At 54.3% G+C, this 19325-nt stretch carries 16 protein-coding genes and 2 tRNA genes; 4 read left to right on the forward strand and 14 right to left on the reverse strand.

The genetic code is table 11. The features are described from left to right. Positions 1–125: 125 nt before the first annotated feature. The 3 genes from ubiU to ACQG2Q_RS22635 all read left to right on the forward strand — a co-directional run bounded on the left by ubiU (position 126) and on the right by ACQG2Q_RS22635 (position 3092). Positions 126–1121: a ubiquinone anaerobic biosynthesis protein UbiU gene (gene ubiU / locus ACQG2Q_RS22625; RefSeq protein ID WP_022649510.1), complete on the forward strand. Its 996-nt coding sequence runs from the start codon at positions 126–128 to the stop codon at positions 1119–1121. A gap of 7 nt (positions 1122–1128) precedes the next feature. After that, positions 1129–2007 (forward strand): U32 family peptidase, encoded by an 879-nt coding sequence (locus ACQG2Q_RS22630; protein WP_096216885.1) that lies wholly within the window; start codon positions 1129–1131, stop codon positions 2005–2007. A gap of 77 nt (positions 2008–2084) precedes the next feature. Next, positions 2085–3092, forward strand: coding sequence for a luciferase-like monooxygenase (locus ACQG2Q_RS22635; RefSeq protein WP_063849788.1), 1008 nt, complete (start codon positions 2085–2087; stop codon positions 3090–3092). Between the two features lie 84 nt (positions 3093–3176). On the opposite strand, the gene mtr is transcribed toward ACQG2Q_RS22635, so the two are convergent. The 12 genes from mtr to ACQG2Q_RS22695 form a co-directional block, all read right to left on the reverse strand. Then, the gene (gene mtr / locus ACQG2Q_RS22640) at positions 3177–4421 is read right to left on the reverse strand and encodes a tryptophan permease (RefSeq protein WP_046620869.1); all 1245 of its coding nucleotides are present in this window, start codon (positions 4419–4421) and stop codon (positions 3177–3179) included. Positions 4422–4563: 142 nt separating this feature from the next. Continuing rightward, positions 4564–6459 carry a DEAD/DEAH family ATP-dependent RNA helicase gene (locus tag ACQG2Q_RS22645; protein WP_022649514.1) on the reverse strand — a complete coding sequence of 632 codons (1896 nt, stop codon included), beginning with the start codon at positions 6457–6459 and terminating at the stop codon, positions 4564–4566. After that, positions 6452–6532 carry a protein YrbN gene (yrbN, locus tag ACQG2Q_RS22650; protein ID WP_097397692.1) on the reverse strand — a complete coding sequence of 27 codons (81 nt, stop codon included), beginning with the start codon at positions 6530–6532 and terminating at the stop codon, positions 6452–6454. Before yrbN ends, ACQG2Q_RS22645 begins: the two co-directional genes overlap by 8 nt. Before the next feature lie 107 nt (positions 6533–6639). Next, positions 6640–7524 (reverse strand): lipoprotein NlpI, encoded by an 885-nt coding sequence (gene nlpI, locus ACQG2Q_RS22655; protein ID WP_003861782.1) that lies wholly within the window; start codon positions 7522–7524, stop codon positions 6640–6642. A 110-nt stretch (positions 7525–7634) separates the two neighbouring features. Beyond that, positions 7635–9773, reverse strand: a complete 2139-nt coding sequence (gene pnp / locus ACQG2Q_RS22660; RefSeq protein ID WP_022649515.1) for a polyribonucleotide nucleotidyltransferase — start codon at positions 9771–9773, stop codon at positions 7635–7637. A gap of 242 nt (positions 9774–10015) precedes the next feature. Then, positions 10016–10285: a 30S ribosomal protein S15 gene (gene rpsO, locus ACQG2Q_RS22665; RefSeq protein WP_003861789.1), complete on the reverse strand. Its 270-nt coding sequence runs from the start codon at positions 10283–10285 to the stop codon at positions 10016–10018. A gap of 154 nt (positions 10286–10439) precedes the next feature. Further along, positions 10440–11390: a tRNA pseudouridine(55) synthase TruB gene (truB, locus tag ACQG2Q_RS22670; protein ID WP_023298718.1), complete on the reverse strand. Its 951-nt coding sequence runs from the start codon at positions 11388–11390 to the stop codon at positions 10440–10442. Then, positions 11390–11794: a 30S ribosome-binding factor RbfA gene (gene rbfA, locus ACQG2Q_RS22675; RefSeq protein WP_003861793.1), complete on the reverse strand. Its 405-nt coding sequence runs from the start codon at positions 11792–11794 to the stop codon at positions 11390–11392. Before rbfA ends, truB begins: the two co-directional genes overlap by 1 nt. A 106-nt stretch (positions 11795–11900) precedes the next feature. Further along, the gene (infB, locus tag ACQG2Q_RS22680) at positions 11901–14588 is read right to left on the reverse strand and encodes a translation initiation factor IF-2 (protein ID WP_022649517.1); all 2688 of its coding nucleotides are present in this window, start codon (positions 14586–14588) and stop codon (positions 11901–11903) included. Between the two features lie 24 nt (positions 14589–14612). After that, a complete protein-coding gene (gene nusA / locus ACQG2Q_RS22685) occupies positions 14613–16115 on the reverse strand; it encodes a transcription termination factor NusA (RefSeq protein WP_003861798.1) in 1503 nt (500 codons plus the stop codon). A gap of 28 nt (positions 16116–16143) precedes the next feature. After that, complete coding sequence (gene rimP, locus ACQG2Q_RS22690) at positions 16144–16596, reverse strand: ribosome maturation factor RimP (RefSeq protein ID WP_014833432.1); 453 nt, start codon at positions 16594–16596, stop codon at positions 16144–16146. 207 nt (positions 16597–16803) lie between these two features. Further along, positions 16804–16880, reverse strand: a tRNA-Met gene (locus ACQG2Q_RS22695). A gap of 287 nt (positions 16881–17167) precedes the next feature. Here ACQG2Q_RS22695 and argG point away from each other — a divergent pair. Then, positions 17168–18514, forward strand: coding sequence for an argininosuccinate synthase (gene argG / locus ACQG2Q_RS22700; protein ID WP_022649518.1), 1347 nt, complete (start codon positions 17168–17170; stop codon positions 18512–18514). 187 nt (positions 18515–18701) lie between these two features. On the opposite strand, the gene ACQG2Q_RS22705 is transcribed toward argG, so the two are convergent. Together ACQG2Q_RS22705 and secG are read right to left on the reverse strand one after the other, a co-directional pair. Further along, a tRNA-Leu gene (locus ACQG2Q_RS22705) sits at positions 18702–18788 on the reverse strand. Between the two features lie 9 nt (positions 18789–18797). Next, positions 18798–19130: a preprotein translocase subunit SecG gene (gene secG, locus ACQG2Q_RS22710; protein WP_003861803.1), complete on the reverse strand. Its 333-nt coding sequence runs from the start codon at positions 19128–19130 to the stop codon at positions 18798–18800. Positions 19131–19325 lie beyond the last annotated feature (195 nt).

Consider the following 19325-nt stretch of genomic DNA (forward strand, 5'->3'; position numbering starts at 1 on the left):
ATTATTGGTGCCATCAATACGCCATTAGCTGCCTTAAATCAAAAATTGTCGCGTATGGGTTAATTAAAATCCCAGCTCGTTAACATTTTTTACGATCCCTGCGATCGACAACATCGGGATAAATTATGGAGCTGCTCTGCCCTGCCGGAAACCTTCCGGCGCTTAAGGCGGCCATCGAAAATGGGGCCGATGCGGTCTATATCGGGCTGAAAGATGATACCAACGCCCGCCATTTTGCGGGTCTTAACTTTACGGAGAAAAAGCTTCAGGAAGCCGTTAACTTCGTCCACCAGCACCGGCGCAAACTGCACATCGCCATCAATACCTTTGCCCATCCTGATGGCTACGCCCGCTGGCAGCGCGCCGTGGATATGGCGGCCCAGCTGGGCGCCGATGCGTTGATCCTGGCCGACCTCGCTATGCTTGAGTATGCGGCAGAACGTTATCCGCATATTGAGCGCCACGTCTCTGTTCAGGCATCGGCCACCAATGAAGAGGCCGTGCGTTTTTATCATCGACACTTTGACGTGGCTCGCGTGGTGCTGCCGCGCGTGCTCTCTATTCATCAGGTTAAGCAACTGGCGCGCGTCACGCCAGTGCCGCTGGAGGTTTTTGCCTTCGGCAGCCTGTGCATCATGGCCGAAGGCCGCTGCTATCTTTCTTCCTATCTTACCGGGGAATCGCCAAACACCGTCGGTGCCTGCTCGCCTGCCCGCTTCGTTCGCTGGCAGCAAACGCCGCAGGGACTGGAGTCGCGCCTGAATAACGTGTTAATCGACCGCTATCAGGACGGTGAAAACGCGGGCTACCCGACACTGTGCAAAGGCCGCTATCTGGTGGACGGCGAGCGCTACCACGCGCTGGAGGAGCCCACCAGCCTCAACACGCTGGAGCTGCTGCCAGAGCTGCTGGCCGCCAACATTGCCTCGGTGAAAATCGAAGGCCGCCAGCGTAGCCCGGCCTACGTGAGCCAGGTGGCGAAGGTGTGGCGTCAGGCCATCGACCGCTGCATGGCGGACCCGCAAAACTACGCCCCGCAGGCGGCCTGGATGGAGACGCTCGGCGCGATGTCCGAAGGCACGCAAACCACGCTCGGCGCGTATCACCGTAAATGGCAGTGAGATAATCATGAAATATTCATTAGGGCCGGTGCTTTACTACTGGCCAAAAGAGACGCTGGAAGATTTTTACCAGCAGGCGGCTAACAGCAGCGCCGATGTGATTTACCTCGGCGAAGCGGTGTGCAGCAAGCGCCGTGCCACCAAAGTGGGCGACTGGCTGGATATGGCGAAAAGCCTGGCCGGCAGCGGCAAGCAGGTGGTGCTCTCGACGCTGGCGCTGGTGCAGGCGTCCTCTGAACTGGGCGAGCTGAAGCGCTACGTCGAAAACGGTGAGTTCCTGCTGGAGGCGAGCGACCTGGGCGTGGTGAACATGTGCGCCGAGCGTAAGCTGCCGTTTGTCGCCGGACATGCGCTGAACTGCTATAACGCGGTGACCCTGCGCCTGCTGCTCAAACAGGGGATGACACGCTGGTGCATGCCGGTTGAGCTCTCCCGCGACTGGCTGGCCAACCTGCTAAATCAGTGTGACGAGCTGGGCATTCGCAATCAGTTTGAAGTCGAAGTGCTGAGCTACGGCCATCTGCCGCTGGCCTACTCTGCCCGCTGCTTCACCGCGCGTTCCGAAGATCGCCCGAAAGACGAGTGTGAAACCTGCTGCATTAAGTACCCGAACGGACGCAGCATGCTGTCGCAGGAGAATCAGCAGGTGTTTGTCCTCAACGGCATTCAGACTATGAGCGGTTACGTCTATAACCTCGGCAACGAGCTGGCGTCAATGCATGGGCTGGTGGATATGGTGCGTCTTTCGCCGCTCGATACCGGCGTGTTCGCCATGCTGGACGCCTTCCGTGCCAACGAAAACGGCGCCTCGCCGCTGCCGCTGACGGCAAACAGCGACTGCAACGGTTACTGGAAACGTCTCGCCGGGCTGGAATTGCAGGGGTAAAAAAGCTCACTTTGTTAACAACGGTTATCATTTTTTAATGCAGTATTAAAGATTGACCGTCGACAAAGTGAGCTGTTATGACTGACAAAACCATTCCGTTTTCGGTGCTGGATCTGGCACCGATTCCACAAGGCTCCTCGGCAAGAGAAGCCTTTTCGCACTCTCTGGATCTGGCTCAGCTTGCCGAAAAACGTGGCTATCACCGCTACTGGCTGGCGGAGCACCATAACATGGTGGGCATCGCCAGCGCCGCCACCTCAGTACTGATTGGCTATCTGGCGGCGAATACCACTACTTTGTACCTTGGCTCCGGTGGCGTGATGCTGCCGAACCATGCCCCGCTGGTGATTGCCGAGCAGTTTGGCACCCTGAATACACTCTACCCCGGTCGCATTGATTTGGGTCTTGGCCGCGCGCCGGGCAGCGACCAGCCGACCATGCGCGCCCTGCGTCGCCATATGAGCGGCGATATCGACAACTTCCCGCGTGATGTAGCGGAGCTGGTGGACTGGTTCGATGCGAGCGATCCTAACCCGCACGTGCGCCCGGTGCCGGGCTACGGCGAGAAAATCCCGGTGTGGCTGTTAGGCTCAAGTCTGTACAGCGCACAGCTTGCCGCACAGCTGGGGCTGCCGTTCGCGTTCGCTTCCCACTTCGCACCGGATATGCTGCATCAGGCTCTGCATCTCTACCGCACAAACTTCAAGCCTTCCGAGCGTCTTGAGAAGCCGTATGCGATGGTGTGCATCAATATCATTGCCGCCGACAGCAACCGCGACGCGGAATTCCTGTTTACCTCCATGCAGCAGGCGTTTGTGAAGCTGCGTCGCGGCGAGACGGGCCAGTTGCCACCACCGGTAGAAAATATGCATCAGCTGTGGTCGGCCTCCGAGCAGTATGGCGTGCAGCAGGCCCTGAGCATGTCGCTGGTGGGTGATAAGGCGAAGGTGCGTCACGGTCTGGAGGCAGTGCTACGAGAAACGCAGGCGGATGAAATTATGGTCAACGGCCAGATTTTCGATCATCAGGCGCGTTTGCATTCATTTGATCTGGCGATGCAGGTGAAAGAGGAGTTGGTGGGGTAGTTTTTTGCCGGATGGCGGCTTCGCCTTATCCGGCCTACGCGATCCCTGTAGGCCCGGTAAGCGTAGCGCCACCGGGCTTTCTGTTTACTGATACACAGGCAACAGATTAAAACTCGACAGCATGTGCACCACCGCGTTGCCGATACCAAATACCAGGATCAGCGCAATCATCGGTTTTCCGCCCCAGACGCGGAATTTCGGGCTGCCGAAGCGCTTACGTGATTTACGCGCCAGCAGCGCCGGTACAATCGCCGCCCAGATGGTAGCCGCCAGTCCTGCATAGCCGATGGCGTACAGGAAACCGTTCGGCCACAGCAGGCCGCCCACAATCGGCGGCAGGAAGGTTAACAGCGCCGTTTTGAAGCGCCCCATCGCAGAGTCATCAAAACCAAACAGATCTGCCAGGTAGTCAAACAGGCCCAGCGTCACGCCGAGAAATGAGCTCGCCACCGCAAAGTTAGAGAAGACCACCAGAAGCAGATCCAGACTGCGGCTGTTCAGCACGCCACTCAGCGCCTGTACCAGCACATCAATGTTACCGCCCTTCTGCGCAATGCCGATAAATTCCGGACGCGGGATGTTACCCATCGTCCCCAGCAGCCAGATCACATACAGCCCCAGCGCCAGCAGCGTGCCGTAAATCAGGCATTTCACGATGGTGCGCGGATCCTTGCCGTAGTACTTCATCAGGCTCGGTACGTTGCCGTGGTAGCCGAACGACGCCAGACAGAATGGCAACGTCATAAGCAGGTATGGCGTGTAGGAGGTGTTCACTTCCGCAACGTTAAACAGCGTGGCCGGCGTGACGTGCCCCAGCAGGCTGCCGAAGGTCAGGAAGAAGGTGATGACCTTGGCGCCCAGCACGATCGCCGTCATGCGGCTGACCGCTTTGGTACTCATCCAGACGATAAACGCCACGCCCAGCGCGAAGCAGAGACCCGCCAGACGCGCCGGAACGTTCAGCGACATCTCGGAGAAGGTGTGATGCAGAATCGACCCGCTCGCTGAAATGTACGCGTAGGTCAGGATATAGAGTACAAACGCGATGGACAACCCGTTCACCAGGTTCCAGCCTTTGCCCAGCAGATCTCGGGTGATGGTGTCGAAGCTGGAGCCAATGCGGTAGTTCAGGTTTGCTTCAAGGATCATCAGCCCGGAATGGAGCATGCAGAACCAGGTGAAAACCAGCGCCGCCAGCGACCAGAAGAACCACGCACCGGACATAACCACTGGCAGGGAGAACATCCCGGCACCAATAATGGTTCCGCCGATGATCACCACGCCGCCAAGCAGCGAAGGTGACGTTTGGGTGGTGGTTAGTGTTGCCATGCGGCCTTATCTCCAGTCAAAAATGTGGTGTGCATTTTAATGTGATGCACTGTACCAGTACAAGAGTACAAAAGGAATAAAAAAAGCCCCGATAACAACTATCGGGGCTGTATATTTTACTTTACGTCAAAAGCGAAAAGGCTTACGCGTCACCGAAACGACGACGGCTGGTGCCTTCTTCGCGGCGTGGGCCACGATTTTCACGGCGCTCGCCGGAGAAACGACGAGGTTCGCCAGTGCGACCTTCGCTACGACCGCCTTCACGACGCTCGCCACCGAAGCTGCGACCACCGCCACGGCGTTCGCCACCGCGGTCAGAGCGAGGCTGTGCATCACCCATCAGTTGCATGTTCATTGGCTTGTTCAGAATGCGGGTGCGAGTAAAGTGCTGCAGTACTTCGCCCGGCATGCCTTTTGGCAGCTCGATCGTTGAGTGTGAACCGAACAGCTTGATGTTACCGATGTAACGGCTGCTGATGTCGCCTTCATTAGCGATCGCGCCAACGATGTGACGAACTTCAACACCATCATCACGGCCCACTTCAATGCGATACAGTTCCATTTCGCCAGCGTCACGACGCTCGCGACGTGGACGGTCTTCACCACCACGCTCTGGACGGTCACCGCGTGGACCACGGTCGTTACGGTCGCCACGACGTTCGAAACGATCGTCACGGTCACGGAACTCACGCTTAGGACGCATCGGTGCATCAGGTGGCACGATCAGGCTACGTTCGCCCTGCGCCATTTTCAGCAGTGCTGCGGCCAGAGTTTCCATATCCAGCTCTTCGCCTTCAGCGACAGGCTGGATCTGGGACAGCAGCGCACGGTACTGATCCAGATCGCTGCTTTCCAGCTGCTGCTGTACTTTCGCGGCGAATTTTTCCAGACGGCGTTTGCCCAGCAGTTCTGCGTTTGGCAGTTCGGCTTCTGGAATGGTCAGCTTCATGGTGCGTTCAATGTTACGCAGCAGACGACGCTCGCGGTTCTCAACGAACAGCAGCGCACGGCCCGCACGGCCCGCACGACCGGTACGGCCGATACGGTGAACGTAAGACTCGGAGTCCATTGGGATATCGTAGTTTACAACCAGGCTGATACGCTCAACGTCCAGACCACGTGCTGCCACGTCGGTTGCAATCAGGATATCCAGACGACCATCTTTCAGACGCTCCAGAGTCTGCTCACGCAGCGCCTGGTTCATGTCGCCGTTCAGCGCTGCGCTGTTGTAGCCGCTACGCTCCAGCGCTTCAGCCACTTCCAGGGTCGCGTTTTTGGTACGTACGAAGATAATCGCCGCATCAAAATCTTCCGCTTCCAGGAAACGGACCAGCGCTTCGTTTTTGCGCATGCCGTATACAGACCAGTAGCTCTGGCTGATGTCCGGGCGAGTGGTCACGCTAGACTGAATACGCACTTCCTGCGGCTCTTTCATGAAGCGGCGGGTAATGCGACGGATCGCTTCTGGCATGGTTGCAGAGAACAGAGCGGTCTGATGACCTTCCGGGATCTGCGCCATGATGGTTTCAACGTCTTCGATGAAGCCCATACGCAGCATTTCATCTGCTTCATCCAGTACCAGGCCGCTCAGCTTAGAGAGGTCCAGGGTACCGCGCTTCAGGTGATCCAGCAGACGGCCCGGCGTACCGACAACAATCTGTGGGCCCTGGCGCAGGGCGCGTAACTGCACGTCATAACGCTGGCCGCCGTACAGGGCTACCACGTTTACGCCGCGCATATGTTTAGAGAATTCCGTCATTGCTTCAGCAACCTGAACAGCCAGTTCACGGGTTGGAGCCAGGACGAGGATCTGCGGTGCACGCAGGTCCGGATCAATGTTGTTCAGCAGCGGCAGCGAGAATGCTGCGGTTTTACCGCTACCGGTCTGGGCCATGCCCAGCACGTCACGACCAGAAAGCAGGTGTGGGATACACTCAGCCTGGATCGGAGATGGTTTTTCGTAACCCAGATCGTTAAGGGCTTCAAGGATAGGAGCCTTCAGGCCCAGATCTGCAAAAGTGGTTTCGAATTCAGCCATGTAGTACAAGTGCCTCGATATTAATGGCGGCCAGTCTACTTAGCTCATCGTGAAAATGATTAGCAATTTTCATTGAAAAGTGTGAACCGGCTCAAATTAGGTGTATTGACGAACAACAACGCCCTCACCAGTGAAGGTGATGGCAATCAAAAGATTACGGGCTGATGTTTATGTCGTCAGCTATTGCTGGTCCGATTCTGCCAGGTCGTCTTGCTCCTGGCCCAAGAGCGATAATTCCAACAATGCATAACGGTGCTCAACGAAGTTATGTACGTTGTTAGCAACCGCTAATTTGAACAGTGCCGTAGCGCTGTCCATATCCCCCAGACTTAGGTAGTACTTACCTAAATAGAAGTTGGTTTCACTGAGATGCTCAGCGAGCGAGGTGTTATCCGTTGCGTCCGCCTTGAGGCGTTCCATCAGCGTTGCTTCGCTAATGTTGCCCAGGTAGAACTCGACAATGTTCCATCCCCACTGTTCCTTGTCCGATTTCTCGAAGCGCTGTTTCAGTGCTTCTTTGGCCTGCTTCTCATCGAGCTTCTGCTCAACGATGTAAAGCCACAGGCTGCGGAAAGGATCATTAGGATCGTCTTGATAAAACGCCAGCAGATCATCTTGCGCTAACTTATCACGACCGCCGTAATACAAGGCGATACCGCGATTCAAGTGCGCGTAGTTGTAAGTTGGATCAAGCTCAAGTACAGAATCAAACGCTTCATAGGCAGCATCAAAATTGCCTGCCTGCGTTAAATAAATGCCTAAGTAATTGAATACTTCAGGCATATCAGGTCGAATTGCCAGCGCTTGTGAAAAATCATTTCGCGCTAATGCCCTCAGACCGAGACTATCATACAACACTCCGCGCTCATATAAAAGCTGTGCGCGTTCGTCATCGGTTAAAGCCCGACTGGCAAGTATTTGTTCCATGCGTGCCAGAATCACTTCCTGCTGCAAAGTCGGTTGCAATGGCACTGCGAGGACTTCGCTCTTACGCCAGGCAGAGTTGCTGCATCCTGCCAGCGTTAAAGCTGTCGCAACGAAACACCAGCGCAAAAAAGGCTTCATTTCCCACTCCCGAAGACAACTATTGGATGAACGTCCTGTCCCCCGGCGGCTTAACAAGGCGTCCTGCCTGATAATAAGCCCTCCGCCTGCGCGGAGGGCAAATGGCAACCTTACTCGCCTTGCTGTTCGGCAGCCGGAGCTTCCGGCGCCGCAGCAGGCTGAGACTGCTCGGTTGCTTCTTTAATGCTCAGACGGATACGGCCCTGGCGGTCAACTTCCAGAACTTTCACCGGTACTTCCTGACCCATTTGCAGGTAATCGGTCACTTTCTCAACGCGCTTGTCAGCGATCTGAGAGATATGTACCAGACCTTCTTTACCGCCACCGATGGCAACGAATGCGCCAAAGTCAACGATACGGGTCACTTTACCATTGTAGATACGGCCCACTTCGATTTCAGCTGTAATCTCTTCGATACGGCGGATAGCATATTTCGCTTTCTCACCGTCGGTTGCTGCGATTTTCACAGTACCGTCATCTTCGATTTCGATGGTGGTGCCCGTTTCTTCGGTCAGTGCACGGATAACAGAACCGCCCTTACCGATAACATCTTTGATCTTGTCTGGATTGATCTTGATGGTGTGAATACGCGGAGCGAATTCAGAGATATCACCGCGTGGTGCGTTGATAGCCTGTTCCATCACGCCCAGGATGTGCAGACGCGCACCTTTAGCCTGGTTCAGAGCAACCTGCATGATCTCTTTAGTGATACCTTCAATTTTGATATCCATCTGCAGGGCAGAGATACCGTCGCGGGAACCCGCCACTTTGAAGTCCATATCACCCAGGTGGTCTTCGTCACCCAGAATGTCAGACAGAACAACGAAGTTGTCGCCTTCTTTCACCAGACCCATTGCGATACCCGCAACGGCGGCTTTGATCGGCACGCCTGCATCCATCAGCGCCAGAGAGGCACCACACACGGAAGCCATGGAAGAAGAACCGTTGGATTCAGTGATTTCAGACACGACACGTACGGTGTACGGGAATTTGTCTGCTTCTGGCATTACTGCCAGCACGCCGCGCTTCGCCAGACGACCGTGACCAATTTCACGACGCTTCGGTGAGCCAACCATACCGGTCTCGCCCACAGAGTACGGAGGGAAGTTGTAGTGGAACAGGAAGCTGTCAGTGCGCTCGCCCATCAGTTCATCGATGTTCTGTGCGTCACGTGCAGTACCCAGGGTAGCGGTAACCAGCGCCTGGGTTTCACCACGGGTGAACAGCGCGGAACCGTGAGTACGTGGCAGCACGCCAGTACGCACATCCAGACCACGGATCATGTCCTTTTCACGGCCATCAATACGCGGCTCGCCTGCCAGTACGCGACTACGAACAACGTTTTTCTCAATAGCGTGCAGGATTTCGCTCAGCTCGTTAGCGTCCAGCGTTTCGTCTTCCGCGATCAGGGTTGCGATGGTTTCATCTTTGATCACGTCAACCTGAGCATAACGCTCCTGTTTGTCTGTAATGCGATATGCATCGCTCAGACGAGATTCTGCCAGTGCAGCTACGCGTGCGTTCAGCGCGTCGTTTACCGCTTCTGGCTGCCAGTCCCAACGTGGTTTACCGGCTTCTTTCACCAGGTCGTTGATGTTCTGGATAACAATCTGCTGCTGGTCGTGGCCGAAGACCACTGCGCCCAGCATCTGGTCTTCACTCAGCAGTTCTGCTTCAGATTCAACCATCAGAACTGCTGCTTCAGTACCGGCAACAACCAGGTCCAGCTTACTCTCTTTCAGCTCTTCCTGAGTTGGGTTCAGCACATACTGGTCGTTGATGTAACCGACGCGCGCGGCACCGATTGGGCCATTGAATGGGATACCAGACAGTGACAGGGCAGCAGACGCACCGATCATCGCTACGATGTCCGGGTTAACCTGTGGGTTAACGGAAACAACGGTTGCGATAACCTGCACTTCATTGACGAAACCTTCCGGGAACAGCGGACGAACCGGGCGGTCAATCAGACGCGCGATCAGGGTTTCGCCTTCGCTTGGACGGCCTTCACGACGGAAGAAGCCACCCGGGATTTTACCGGCAGCGTAGGTACGCTCCTGGTAGTTCACGGTCAGTGGGAAGAAGTCCTGACCTGGTTTAGCTTTTTTCTGGCCAACTACGGTAACGAATACAGCAGTGTCATCCATGCTTACCATTACGGCAGCAGTAGCCTGACGAGCCATCATGCCGGTTTCCAGCGTGACGGTATGCTGACCATACTGGAATTTACGAACGATCGGATTCAGCAAAATTCTGTCCTTTCTTAAATGTTTGAAAGCACACCTCAGGTGTGCTGACGATTTAACCCGACCTTCTTCGCATCCTCGCGACTAATGACAACCGACACCCCCATGGGTGAAGCCTCTCATTAGCCGCGCGAACCTCTGCAATGAAGATCATTTATAGCAACAATACAATAGTTTCCCCTGAATTGCTGCCGTCTGGTTGAAAAAAGGGGCCATCAGGCCCCCTTTTCTGAAACTCGCAAGAATTAGCGACGCAGACCCAGACGCTCGATCAGCGCGGTGTAGCGTGCAACATCTTTACGCTTCAGGTAGTCGAGCAGTTTACGACGCTGAGAAACCATACGCAGCAGACCACGACGGCTGTGGTGATCTTTTTTGTGCTCTGCAAAGTGACCCTGCAGGTGGTTAATCTGTGCAGTCAGCAGTGCAACCTGAACTTCGGTAGAACCGCTGTCGTTAGTACCACGACCAAACTCAGAAACGATTTTAGCTTTAGCTTCAACGCTTAGAGACATTTTCAAACTCCAAAGTATAAAGAATGTAAGGATGCCGATCTCTAATTCAGCTATCCCATGTACGCCCCGCAGATTGTTAAACAATTTACCAGGCGTTAAGCGGCGATATTCTACTCGTCTCCCCTGCTTATCGCAAGGTGAGGCGTTATCACCGTCACGCTTCGACCGGGTATTCGACGACCAGACGACGCGGGGCAACGCGCCCTTCACCGTCCATTTCGCCCATCCCGATAAACTTGCCTTCCTCCCCTTCCGTCACACGGACCAGGCCCTCAAGCGGCGCCCCCGTTGTGCGGACCGGGTTTCCGTTCTTAAAGTAAACGGACGATGTTAAAGGAAGATTAACAACCGGGAAATCTGCTGCCGGACTGTCCATTGGCATCAGCAGCGGATCCAGCAGATCTGCCGGCGCAATTCCCTGCGCTTGCGCCTGTTCAGCCAGGGCGTGCAGATGCTCAAGCGTTACCATACGTTCGACCGGATACTTGCTGACCGCCAGACGACGCAGATAAATCACATGCGCGCCGCAGCCCAGCTTTTCACCGAGGTCGTCAATGATGGTGCGGATGTAGGTCCCTTTCGAGCAGTGCACTTCCAGCTCCAGCTCATCACCTTCGTGGCGAATGAACAACAGCTCATACACGGTAATCGGACGGGCTTCACGCGGAACGTCAATGCCCTGACGCGCATATTCGTAAAGCTTCTTGCCCTGATATTTCAACGCCGAATACATCGACGGCACCTGCATTGTGTCGCCCCGGAAGCTCTCCAGCGCCGCATCAAGTTGCTCTGCGCTGAAGGTTACCGGACGCTCTTCAACGACCTGACCATCCGCATCGGAAGTGTCCGTGCGCTGGCCCAGTTTGGCAATCACGCGGTAGCGCTTATCGGAATCCAGCAGATACTGGGAAAACTTTGTCGCTTCACCCAGGCAGATCGGGAGCATCCCGGTTGCCAGCGGATCCAGCGCACCGGTGTGCCCCGCGCGATTGGCGTTATAAATACGCTTTACTTTTTGCAGCACGTCGTTGCTGGATGCGCCCTGTGGTTTATCCAGCAACAGCACGCCATGCACGTCACGACCGCGACGACGAGGACGACTCATCAGTCCTCCTTGCTGTCGTCCGCCGGGTTAACACGACGCTCATCGTCATGTTTCACCACGCTGGTCACCAGGTTGGACATACGCATACCCTCAACCAGCGAGTTGTCGTAGAAGAAGGTCAGCTCCGGCACAATACGCAGACGCATCGCTTTGCCAAGCAGAGAGCGGATGAAACCAGAGGCTTCCTGCAGCGCTTTAATGCCGTTCTTCACGGCGTCTTCATCCTGGTCATTCAGGAATGTCACAAACACTTTGGCGTACGCCAGGTCGCGGGACATTTCCACGCCAGACACGGTGGTCATCATCCCCACGCGTGGATCTTTGATTTCACGTTGCAGAATGAGAGCGATCTCTTTCTGCATCTCCTGCGCGACGCGCTGTGGGCGACCAAATTCTTTCGCCATAATAAATTCTCCAGACAAAAAAGGGGCTTAAGCCCCTTTTTAAAATTACTGCCGGGTGGCGCTTCGCTTACCCGGCCTACGCTAATTAATCTTCAGTTGACGAAGATTACGCGATGGTACGCTGAATTTCGATGATCTCGAACACTTCGATCATATCGCCAACGCGAACGTCGTTGTAGTTCTTAACACCGATACCACATTCCATGCCGTTACGAACTTCGTTAACGTCATCTTTGAAGCGGCGCAGGGATTCCAGCTCACCTTCGTAGATAACCACGTTGTCGCGCAGTACGCGGATTGGGTTGTGACGCTTAATGGTCCCTTCGGTAACCATACAGCCCGCGATCGCACCGAATTTCGGTGATTTGAACACGTCACGTACTTCAGCCAGACCGATGATCTGCTGTTTCAGCTCAGGAGACAGCATGCCGCTCATCGCTGCTTTCACTTCGTCAATCAGGTTATAGATGACGGAGTAGTAACGCAGATCCAGGCTTTCAGCATCGATAACTTTACGCGCAGATGCGTCAGCACGAACGTTGAAGCCAACCAGGATAGCGTTGGACGCGGCTGCCAGGGTTGCGTCGGTTTCGGTGATACCACCTACGCCAGAACCGATGATCTTCACTTTCACTTCGTCGGTAGACAGTTTCAGCAAGGAGTCGGAGATCGCTTCCACAGAACCCTGTACGTCCGCTTTCAGAACGATGTTCACTTCGTGAACTTCGCCTTCAGTCATGTTGGCGAACATGTTCTCGAGTTTAGATTTCTGCTGGCGAGCCAGTTTCACCTCACGGAATTTACCCTGACGATACAGCGCCACTTCACGTGCTTTCTTCTCGTCACGTACCACGGTTACTTCGTCACCGGCAGCCGGAACACCGGACAGGCCGAGGATTTCCACTGGGATGGACGGACCCGCTTCCAGCACTTCCTGACCCAGTTCGTTACGCATCGCACGAACGCGACCGTATTCGAAACCACACAGAACGATGTCGCCCTTGTGCAGAGTACCTTCGCGAACCAGAACGGTTGCAACCGGACCACGACCTTTATCCAGGAAGGATTCGATTACCGCGCCGCTCGCCATACCTTTACGAACCGCTTTCAGCTCCAGAACTTCAGCCTGAAGCAGGATAGCGTTCAGCAGGTCGTCGATACCGGTACCTGCTTTTGCAGATACAGGGATGAACTGCGCTTCACCGCCCCACTCTTCCGGCATAACGCCGTACTGTGACAGTTCGTTCTTAACGCGATCCATATCGGCTTCTGGCTTATCGATTTTGTTGACTGCAACAACCAAAGGCACCTGCGCCGCTTTCGCGTGCTGGATAGCTTCAATGGTCTGTGGCATCACGCCATCATCGGCAGCAACAACCAGAACAACGATATCCGTTGCCTGAGCACCACGAGCACGCATTGAGGTAAACGCTGCGTGGCCTGGGGTATCCAGGAAGGTGATCATGCCGTTTTCGGTTTCTACGTGGTAAGCACCGATGTGCTGGGTAATACCACCCGCTTCGCCGGAGGCAACCTTAGTAGAACGAATGTAGTCAAGCAGAGAGGTTTTACCGTGGTCAACGTGACCCATGATGGTCACAACCGGTGCGCGCGGTTCAGCCGCTGCGCCCGTATCACGGTCGCTCATTACTGCTTCTTCCAGCTCGTTTTCACGACGCAGGATAACTTTGTGGCCCATCTCCTCGGCAACCAGCTGTGCGGTTTCCTGGTCGATGACCTGGTTGATGGTGGCCATTGCGCCCAGCTTCATCATCGCTTTGATGACCTGAGAGCCTTTCACCGCCATCTTGTTAGCCAGTTCGCCAACGGTGATGGTTTCGCCGATCACAACGTCACGGTTAACGGCCTGAGCTGGCTTCTGGAAGCCCTGCTGCAGAGCGGAACCTTTACGCTTACCGCCTTTACCACCGCGAACCGCTGCACGTGCTTCTTCACGGTCAGCTTTAGATTCAGCGTGCTTGTTACCTTTTTTCGCAGGACGCGCCGCTTTTGTACTGCGAGTACGGCCACGACCACCTTCAACTTCACGGTCGTTATCGTCTTCTGCCTGGCGCGCATGCTGAGAAGTGGTTACGTGATAATCGCTGTTGTCTTCAGTTGGTTCAGCGGTATTCACACCGTTCTTCTCGTTTTCTTCTGCCATGCGACGCGCTTCTTCGGCGACGCGGCGAGCTTCTTCTTCAAGCTTGCGGCGGGCTTCTTCTTCCGCTTTACGCTTCAGCTCGGCAGCTTCATTTTCACGGCGGGCTTTTTCAGCCTGGGCAGTTTTGGTCATTTCGTCGGTCTGTTGATTGCTCACTTTGTCTTTTTCCGCAGCGTCACGCTTCGCTTTTTCACCGGCGTCGCGTTTCGCTTTTTCTGCGGCCTCACGTTCAGCTTTTAATTCTGCTTCGCGTTTGGCAGTGGCTTCTGCCTCACGCTGAGCTTGTTCTTCCGCTTCACGCTGTGCCTGCTCTTCCGCAGCAAGGCGTTCTGCCTCTTGCGGATCACGTTTTACAAAGGTGCGCGTCTTGCGGACTTCAATTTGTACCGATTTGCTTTTGCCACCGGTACCAGGGATGTTCAACGTGCTACGCGTTTTGCGCTGCAGCGTTAACTTGTCAGGCGTAGAGCCGTGTTCACGGTTCAGGTGCGCTAACAAGGTTTGTTTTTCTTGCGCGGTCACCGAGTCATCAGCGGCCTTCGGGATCCCTGCATCAGCAAATTGCTGTACCAGGCGGTCCACGGAGGTCTGAATCTCAGCAGCCAGCGATTTTACAGTTACATCAGTCATGCTGTTCCTTCCTGCTACAGTTTATTACGCTTCGTCGCCGAACCAGCAAATATTACGTGCGGCCATGATGAGTTCGCCGGCTTTCTCGTCGGTTAAACCTTCGATATCAGCCAGGTCATCAACGCCTTGCTCAGCGAGATCTTCCAGCGTACAAACACCACGGGCAGCCAGCTTGAACGCAATCGCACGATCAAGACCTTCCAGATTCAGCAGGTCATCAGCCGGCTTCTTATCGCCAAGGCTTTCTTCCTGAGCCAGCGCCAGGGTGGTCAGTGCGTTTTTAGCGCGTTCACGCAGGGCTTCAACGGTTGGTTCATCCAGACCGTCAATTTCCAGCAGCTCTTTCATTGGCACGTAGGCCAGTTCTTCCAGCGTAGAGAAACCTTCTTCAACCAGCACAGTGGCGAAGTCTTCGTCAATGTCCAGGTATTTGGTGAAGGTATCGATCGCCGCGTGGGCTTCAGCCTGATGCTTGGCCTGAAGGTCATCAACGGTCATCACGTTGAGTTCCCAGCCGCTCAGCTGTGACGCCAGACGTACGTTCTGACCGTTACGGCCAATCGCCTGCGCCAGGTTGCCCGCTTCTACAGCGATATCCATGGTGTGTTTGTCTTCGTCAACAACGATAGACGCCACATCAGCCGGTGCCATTGCGTTGATCACGAACTGCGCCGGATTGTCGTCCCACAGAACGATATCAATACGCTCGCCGCCCAGTTCGGTAGAAACCGCCTGAACACGTGCGCCACGCATACCGACGCAAGCACCGACCGGGTCGATACGCTTGTCGTTGGTTTTCACCGCAATTTTCGCACGGGAACCCGGATCGCGGGCCGCCGCTTTGATTTCGATAACTTCTTCGCCGATTTCCGGCACTTCGATACGGAACAGTTCAACCAGCATTTCTGGTTTAGAACGCGTCACGAACAGCTGTGCACCACGTGCTTCAGGACGTACGGCATACAGCACACCACGAATACGGTCGCCTGGGCGGAAGTTTTCACGCGGCAGCATGTCTTCACGCAGGATAACAGCTTCAGCGTTACCCGGCAGCCCTTCGGATTTGATCTCCAGAGAGATGTTATCGCGGTTCACTTTCTTCACCACGCCAGTGATGATTTCGCCTTCCTGATCGCGGAACTGATCGACAACCAGCGCGCGCTCGGCTTCGCGAACTTTCTGCACGATAACCTGCTTCGCGGTCTGGGTGGTGATACGGTCGAAGGTGACAGATTCAATCTGATCTTCAACGTAGTCACCCACGTTCAGACTTTCGTCTTCAAAACGTGCCGCTTCCAGGGTGATCTCTTTGGTCGGTTGGGTCACTTCTTCAACGATTACCCAACGACGGAATGTATCGAAGTCACCGCTTTTACGATCGATTTCTACGCGAACATCGATCTCTTGTTCGTATTTTTTCTTGGTTGCTGTAGCCAGTGCACTTTCCAGCGCTTCGAAAATCTTCTCACGCGGCAGTGATTTCTCGTTGGAGACGGCTTCAACAACAGCCAAAATTTCTTTGTTCATCGCGGGCTTTTCACCTCAATCCAGACTGTTAAAAGTGGGGAACCAGGTTCGCCTTCTGGATATTACTCAGCGCGAACACTTCATCTTTGCCTTCGACTGTCACCGTGATCATTTCACCATCAACGGCTTTGATAATTCCCTGCCATTTACGGCGGTTCTGTACGGCCATACGCAGAACGAGAGCCACTTCTTCACCGGTAAAGCGCACATAGTGCTCGGCCGTAAACATCGGACGATCGAGGCCAGGTGAGGAAACTTCCAGGTTGTACGCAACGGTAATCGGATCTTCAACATCAAGAACCGCACTCACCTGGTGGCTGACATCAGCACAATCATCAACATTGATGCCATCTTCACTATCAATATAGATGCGCAGCGTCGATGTGCGGCCGCGAACGAATTCGATGCCGACCAGTTCGTAGCCCAGTGCTTCGACCGGTGCAGTAATCATCTCTGTTAATTTTTGCTCTAATGTGGACAAGCCCACCCCCAAGACATAAAAAAAGGGCGTAAAGCCCAGTTATTCTGTAGTCAGATAACAAAAAACCCCGATAAATCGGGGCTTTAGATAACTGAACCCTATAGCCACAACTGTGGCCTGGAGCACTTTCCGAAAGAATTTTTTCAAATCCAGCTACGAAGGCTCTAAGTCTTCACAGTATATTTGAAAAAGAACTTTATAGGAAAGTGGTTGCGGGGGCCGGATTTGAACCGACGACCTTCGGGTTATGAGCCCGACGAGCTACCAGGCTGCTCCACCCCGCGCCTGAAACGTGGCAAATTCTACGCGTTTTGGACAGAATTTGCAAATAATGCTGGGATTTGGTACCGAAGACGGGACGTAAAATCGGCGTTTAGTATATTGATAGTTGACCCCACCTGTCAACCCAGCTTCTGCCAGACAGAACAGACCAAATTTTTTACAAAAAACGCACGAGTCTCTTTCGGTCTTCGACAAAAGATGATTAAATGAATACTCACTTATTTTGCATAAAAATGCACAAGAGAGCGAAAGCGGTCTCTAATCAGTCAATCAAGCAGGGTTTTATTCTATGACGACGATTCTCAAGCATCTTCCGGTAGGACAACGTATTGGCATCGCTTTCTCAGGCGGCCTGGATACCAGCGCTGCACTGCTGTGGATGCGCCAGAAGGGAGCGGTTCCGTATGCATATACTGCGAACCTGGGTCAGCCGGACGAGGAAGATTATGACGCGATCCCTCGTCGTGCCATGGAGTATGGCGCAGAGAACGCACGTCTGATTGACTGCCGTAAGCAACTGGTCGCTGAAGGCATTGCCGCTATCCAGTGCGGTGCTTTTCATAACACTACCGGCGGCCTGACCTATTTTAATACCACTCCGCTGGGTCGTGCTGTCACCGGCACCATGCTGGTCGCAGCCATGAAAGAAGATGGCGTGAACATCTGGGGTGATGGCAGTACCTATAAAGGCAACGATATTGAACGTTTCTATCGTTACGGTCTGCTGACCAACGCCGAGTTGCAGATCTACAAACCGTGGCTGGATACCGACTTCATCGACGAACTGGGTGGCCGTCATGAAATGTCTGAGTTTATGATTGCCTGCGGCTTTGACTATAAGATGTCCGTTGAGAAAGCCTACTCAACCGACTCCAACATGCTGGGTGCGACGCACGAAGCGAAAGACCTGGAATTCCTGAACTCCAGCGTAAAAATTGTTAACCCGATCATGGGCGTAAAATTCTGGGATGAGAACGTGAAGATCCCGGCGGAAGAAGTGACCGTGCGTTTCGAACGCGGTCATCCGGTTGCCCTGAACGGTAAAACCTTCTCAGACGATGTTGAACTGATGCTGGAAGCAAACCGCATCGGCGGTCGTCACGGTCTGGGTATGAGCGATCAGATCGAAAACCGTATCATCGAAGCGAAAAGCCGTGGCATTTACGAAGCTCCGGGGATGGCGCTGCTGCACATCGCTTACGAGCGTCTGCTGACCGGTATTCACAACGAAGACACCATTGAGCAGTATCACGCTCATGGCCGTCAGCTGGGCAAACTGCTGTATCAGGGTCGCTGGTTTGATCCACAGGCGCTGATGCTGCGTGACGCCCTGCAACGTTGGGTGGCGAGCGCAATCACCGGCGAAGTGACGCTGGAACTGCGTCGCGGCAATGATTACTCCATCCTCAATACCGTGTCTGACAACCTGACCTATAAAGCAGAGCGTCTGACCATGGAGAAAGGTGAGTCAGTATTCTCTCCGGACGATCGTATTGGCCAGCTGACCATGCGTAACCTGGACATCACCGATACCCGTGAGAAGCTGTTCAACTATGTTGAGAATGGCCTGCTCTCCGCGAATTCCGGTAATGGTCTGCCGCAGGTTGAGAACCTGGAACACAGCGATAAGAAGTAATCGACAGCAAGACATGCAAAAGGCGCCCAATGGGCGCCTTTTTTGTGGTCTTCGTAGGCCCGGTAAGCGCAGCGCCGCCGGGCAAAACGGCGGGCGGCGCTGCGCTTACCCGCCCTACAATAGATCGGAAACACAGAATGTACAGACGAAAAAAAAGACGTCTTGCGACGTCTTTCTTCTGGAATATTGGTACCGAGGATGGGACTCGAACCCACAAGCCCGTTAGGGCACTACCACCTCAAGGTAGCGTGTCTACCAATTCCACCACCTCGGTACTGAATACTTACTGCGGGATATCGCTGGTTGGCTTAGCCGGTGCAGCTGGCTGAGTTTGCTCAGTTTTTGCTGGCGCGCTCAGATTTTCCCACTCGCTTCCTTTACTGGTCTTGTTGCTGTTGATATTGCCCAGCACCAGACTGATGATGAAGAACAGCGTAGCCAGAATCGCCGTCGTACGGGTCATGAAGTTCGCAGAACCACTTGAACCGAACAGCGTACCGGAAGCGCCTGCTCCGAAGGAGGCTCCCATATCAGCGCCTTTACCTTGCTGCAGCATAATCAGCGCTACGAGAGCGATGGCTACAATAAGGAAAATAACTAAAAGAGCTTCGTACATAATCAACCTGTTCCTTGCGGATTTGCCGCATACCAATGCTTCGACCAATTAGCAGGATTTTGTTTCCCACTGAAGCGGGTGTGAATACTAACCAAAGCGAATCACCTTCGCAAGGGCATTTTCGAGGCATTGTATCAACTGCGGAAAAAAACAGCAAAAAGCCATTAATTGCTTAAAACAAAGGCGGCAAACGCC

Source organism: Enterobacter cloacae complex sp. 370H10 (assembly GCF_050031535.1).
In the GTDB taxonomy this organism is placed as follows: Bacteria; Pseudomonadota; Gammaproteobacteria; order Enterobacterales; family Enterobacteriaceae; genus Enterobacter; species Enterobacter intestinihominis.

What these genes read in the sequence shown, in the direction of transcription:
- mtr (WP_046620869.1), bottom strand. Translation starts at nt 4,421, where the DNA reads ATGGCAACACTAACCACCACCCAAACGTCACCTTCGCTGCTTGGCGGC.
- ACQG2Q_RS22645 (WP_022649514.1), bottom strand. Translation starts at nt 6,459, where the DNA reads ATGGCTGAATTCGAAACCACTTTTGCAGATCTGGGCCTGAAGGCTCCT.
- rpsO (WP_003861789.1), bottom strand. Translation starts at nt 10,285, where the DNA reads ATGTCTCTAAGCGTTGAAGCTAAAGCTAAAATCGTTTCTGAGTTTGGT.
- argG (WP_022649518.1), top strand. Translation starts at nt 17,168, where the DNA reads ATGACGACGATTCTCAAGCATCTTCCGGTAGGACAACGTATTGGCATC.
- ACQG2Q_RS22635 (WP_063849788.1), top strand. Translation starts at nt 2,085, where the DNA reads ATGACTGACAAAACCATTCCGTTTTCGGTGCTGGATCTGGCACCGATT.
- nlpI (WP_003861782.1), bottom strand. Translation starts at nt 7,524, where the DNA reads ATGAAGCCTTTTTTGCGCTGGTGTTTCGTTGCGACAGCTTTAACGCTG.
- ubiU (WP_022649510.1), top strand. Translation starts at nt 126, where the DNA reads ATGGAGCTGCTCTGCCCTGCCGGAAACCTTCCGGCGCTTAAGGCGGCC.
- yrbN (WP_097397692.1), bottom strand. Translation starts at nt 6,532, where the DNA reads ATGAAAATTGCTAATCATTTTCACGATGAGCTAAGTAGACTGGCCGCC.
- ACQG2Q_RS22630 (WP_096216885.1), top strand. Translation starts at nt 1,129, where the DNA reads ATGAAATATTCATTAGGGCCGGTGCTTTACTACTGGCCAAAAGAGACG.
- truB (WP_023298718.1), bottom strand. Translation starts at nt 11,390, where the DNA reads ATGAGTCGTCCTCGTCGTCGCGGTCGTGACGTGCATGGCGTGCTGTTG.
- rbfA (WP_003861793.1), bottom strand. Translation starts at nt 11,794, where the DNA reads ATGGCGAAAGAATTTGGTCGCCCACAGCGCGTCGCGCAGGAGATGCAG.
- nusA (WP_003861798.1), bottom strand. Translation starts at nt 16,115, where the DNA reads ATGAACAAAGAAATTTTGGCTGTTGTTGAAGCCGTCTCCAACGAGAAA.
- infB (WP_022649517.1), bottom strand. Translation starts at nt 14,588, where the DNA reads ATGACTGATGTAACTGTAAAATCGCTGGCTGCTGAGATTCAGACCTCC.
- secG (WP_003861803.1), bottom strand. Translation starts at nt 19,130, where the DNA reads ATGTACGAAGCTCTTTTAGTTATTTTCCTTATTGTAGCCATCGCTCTC.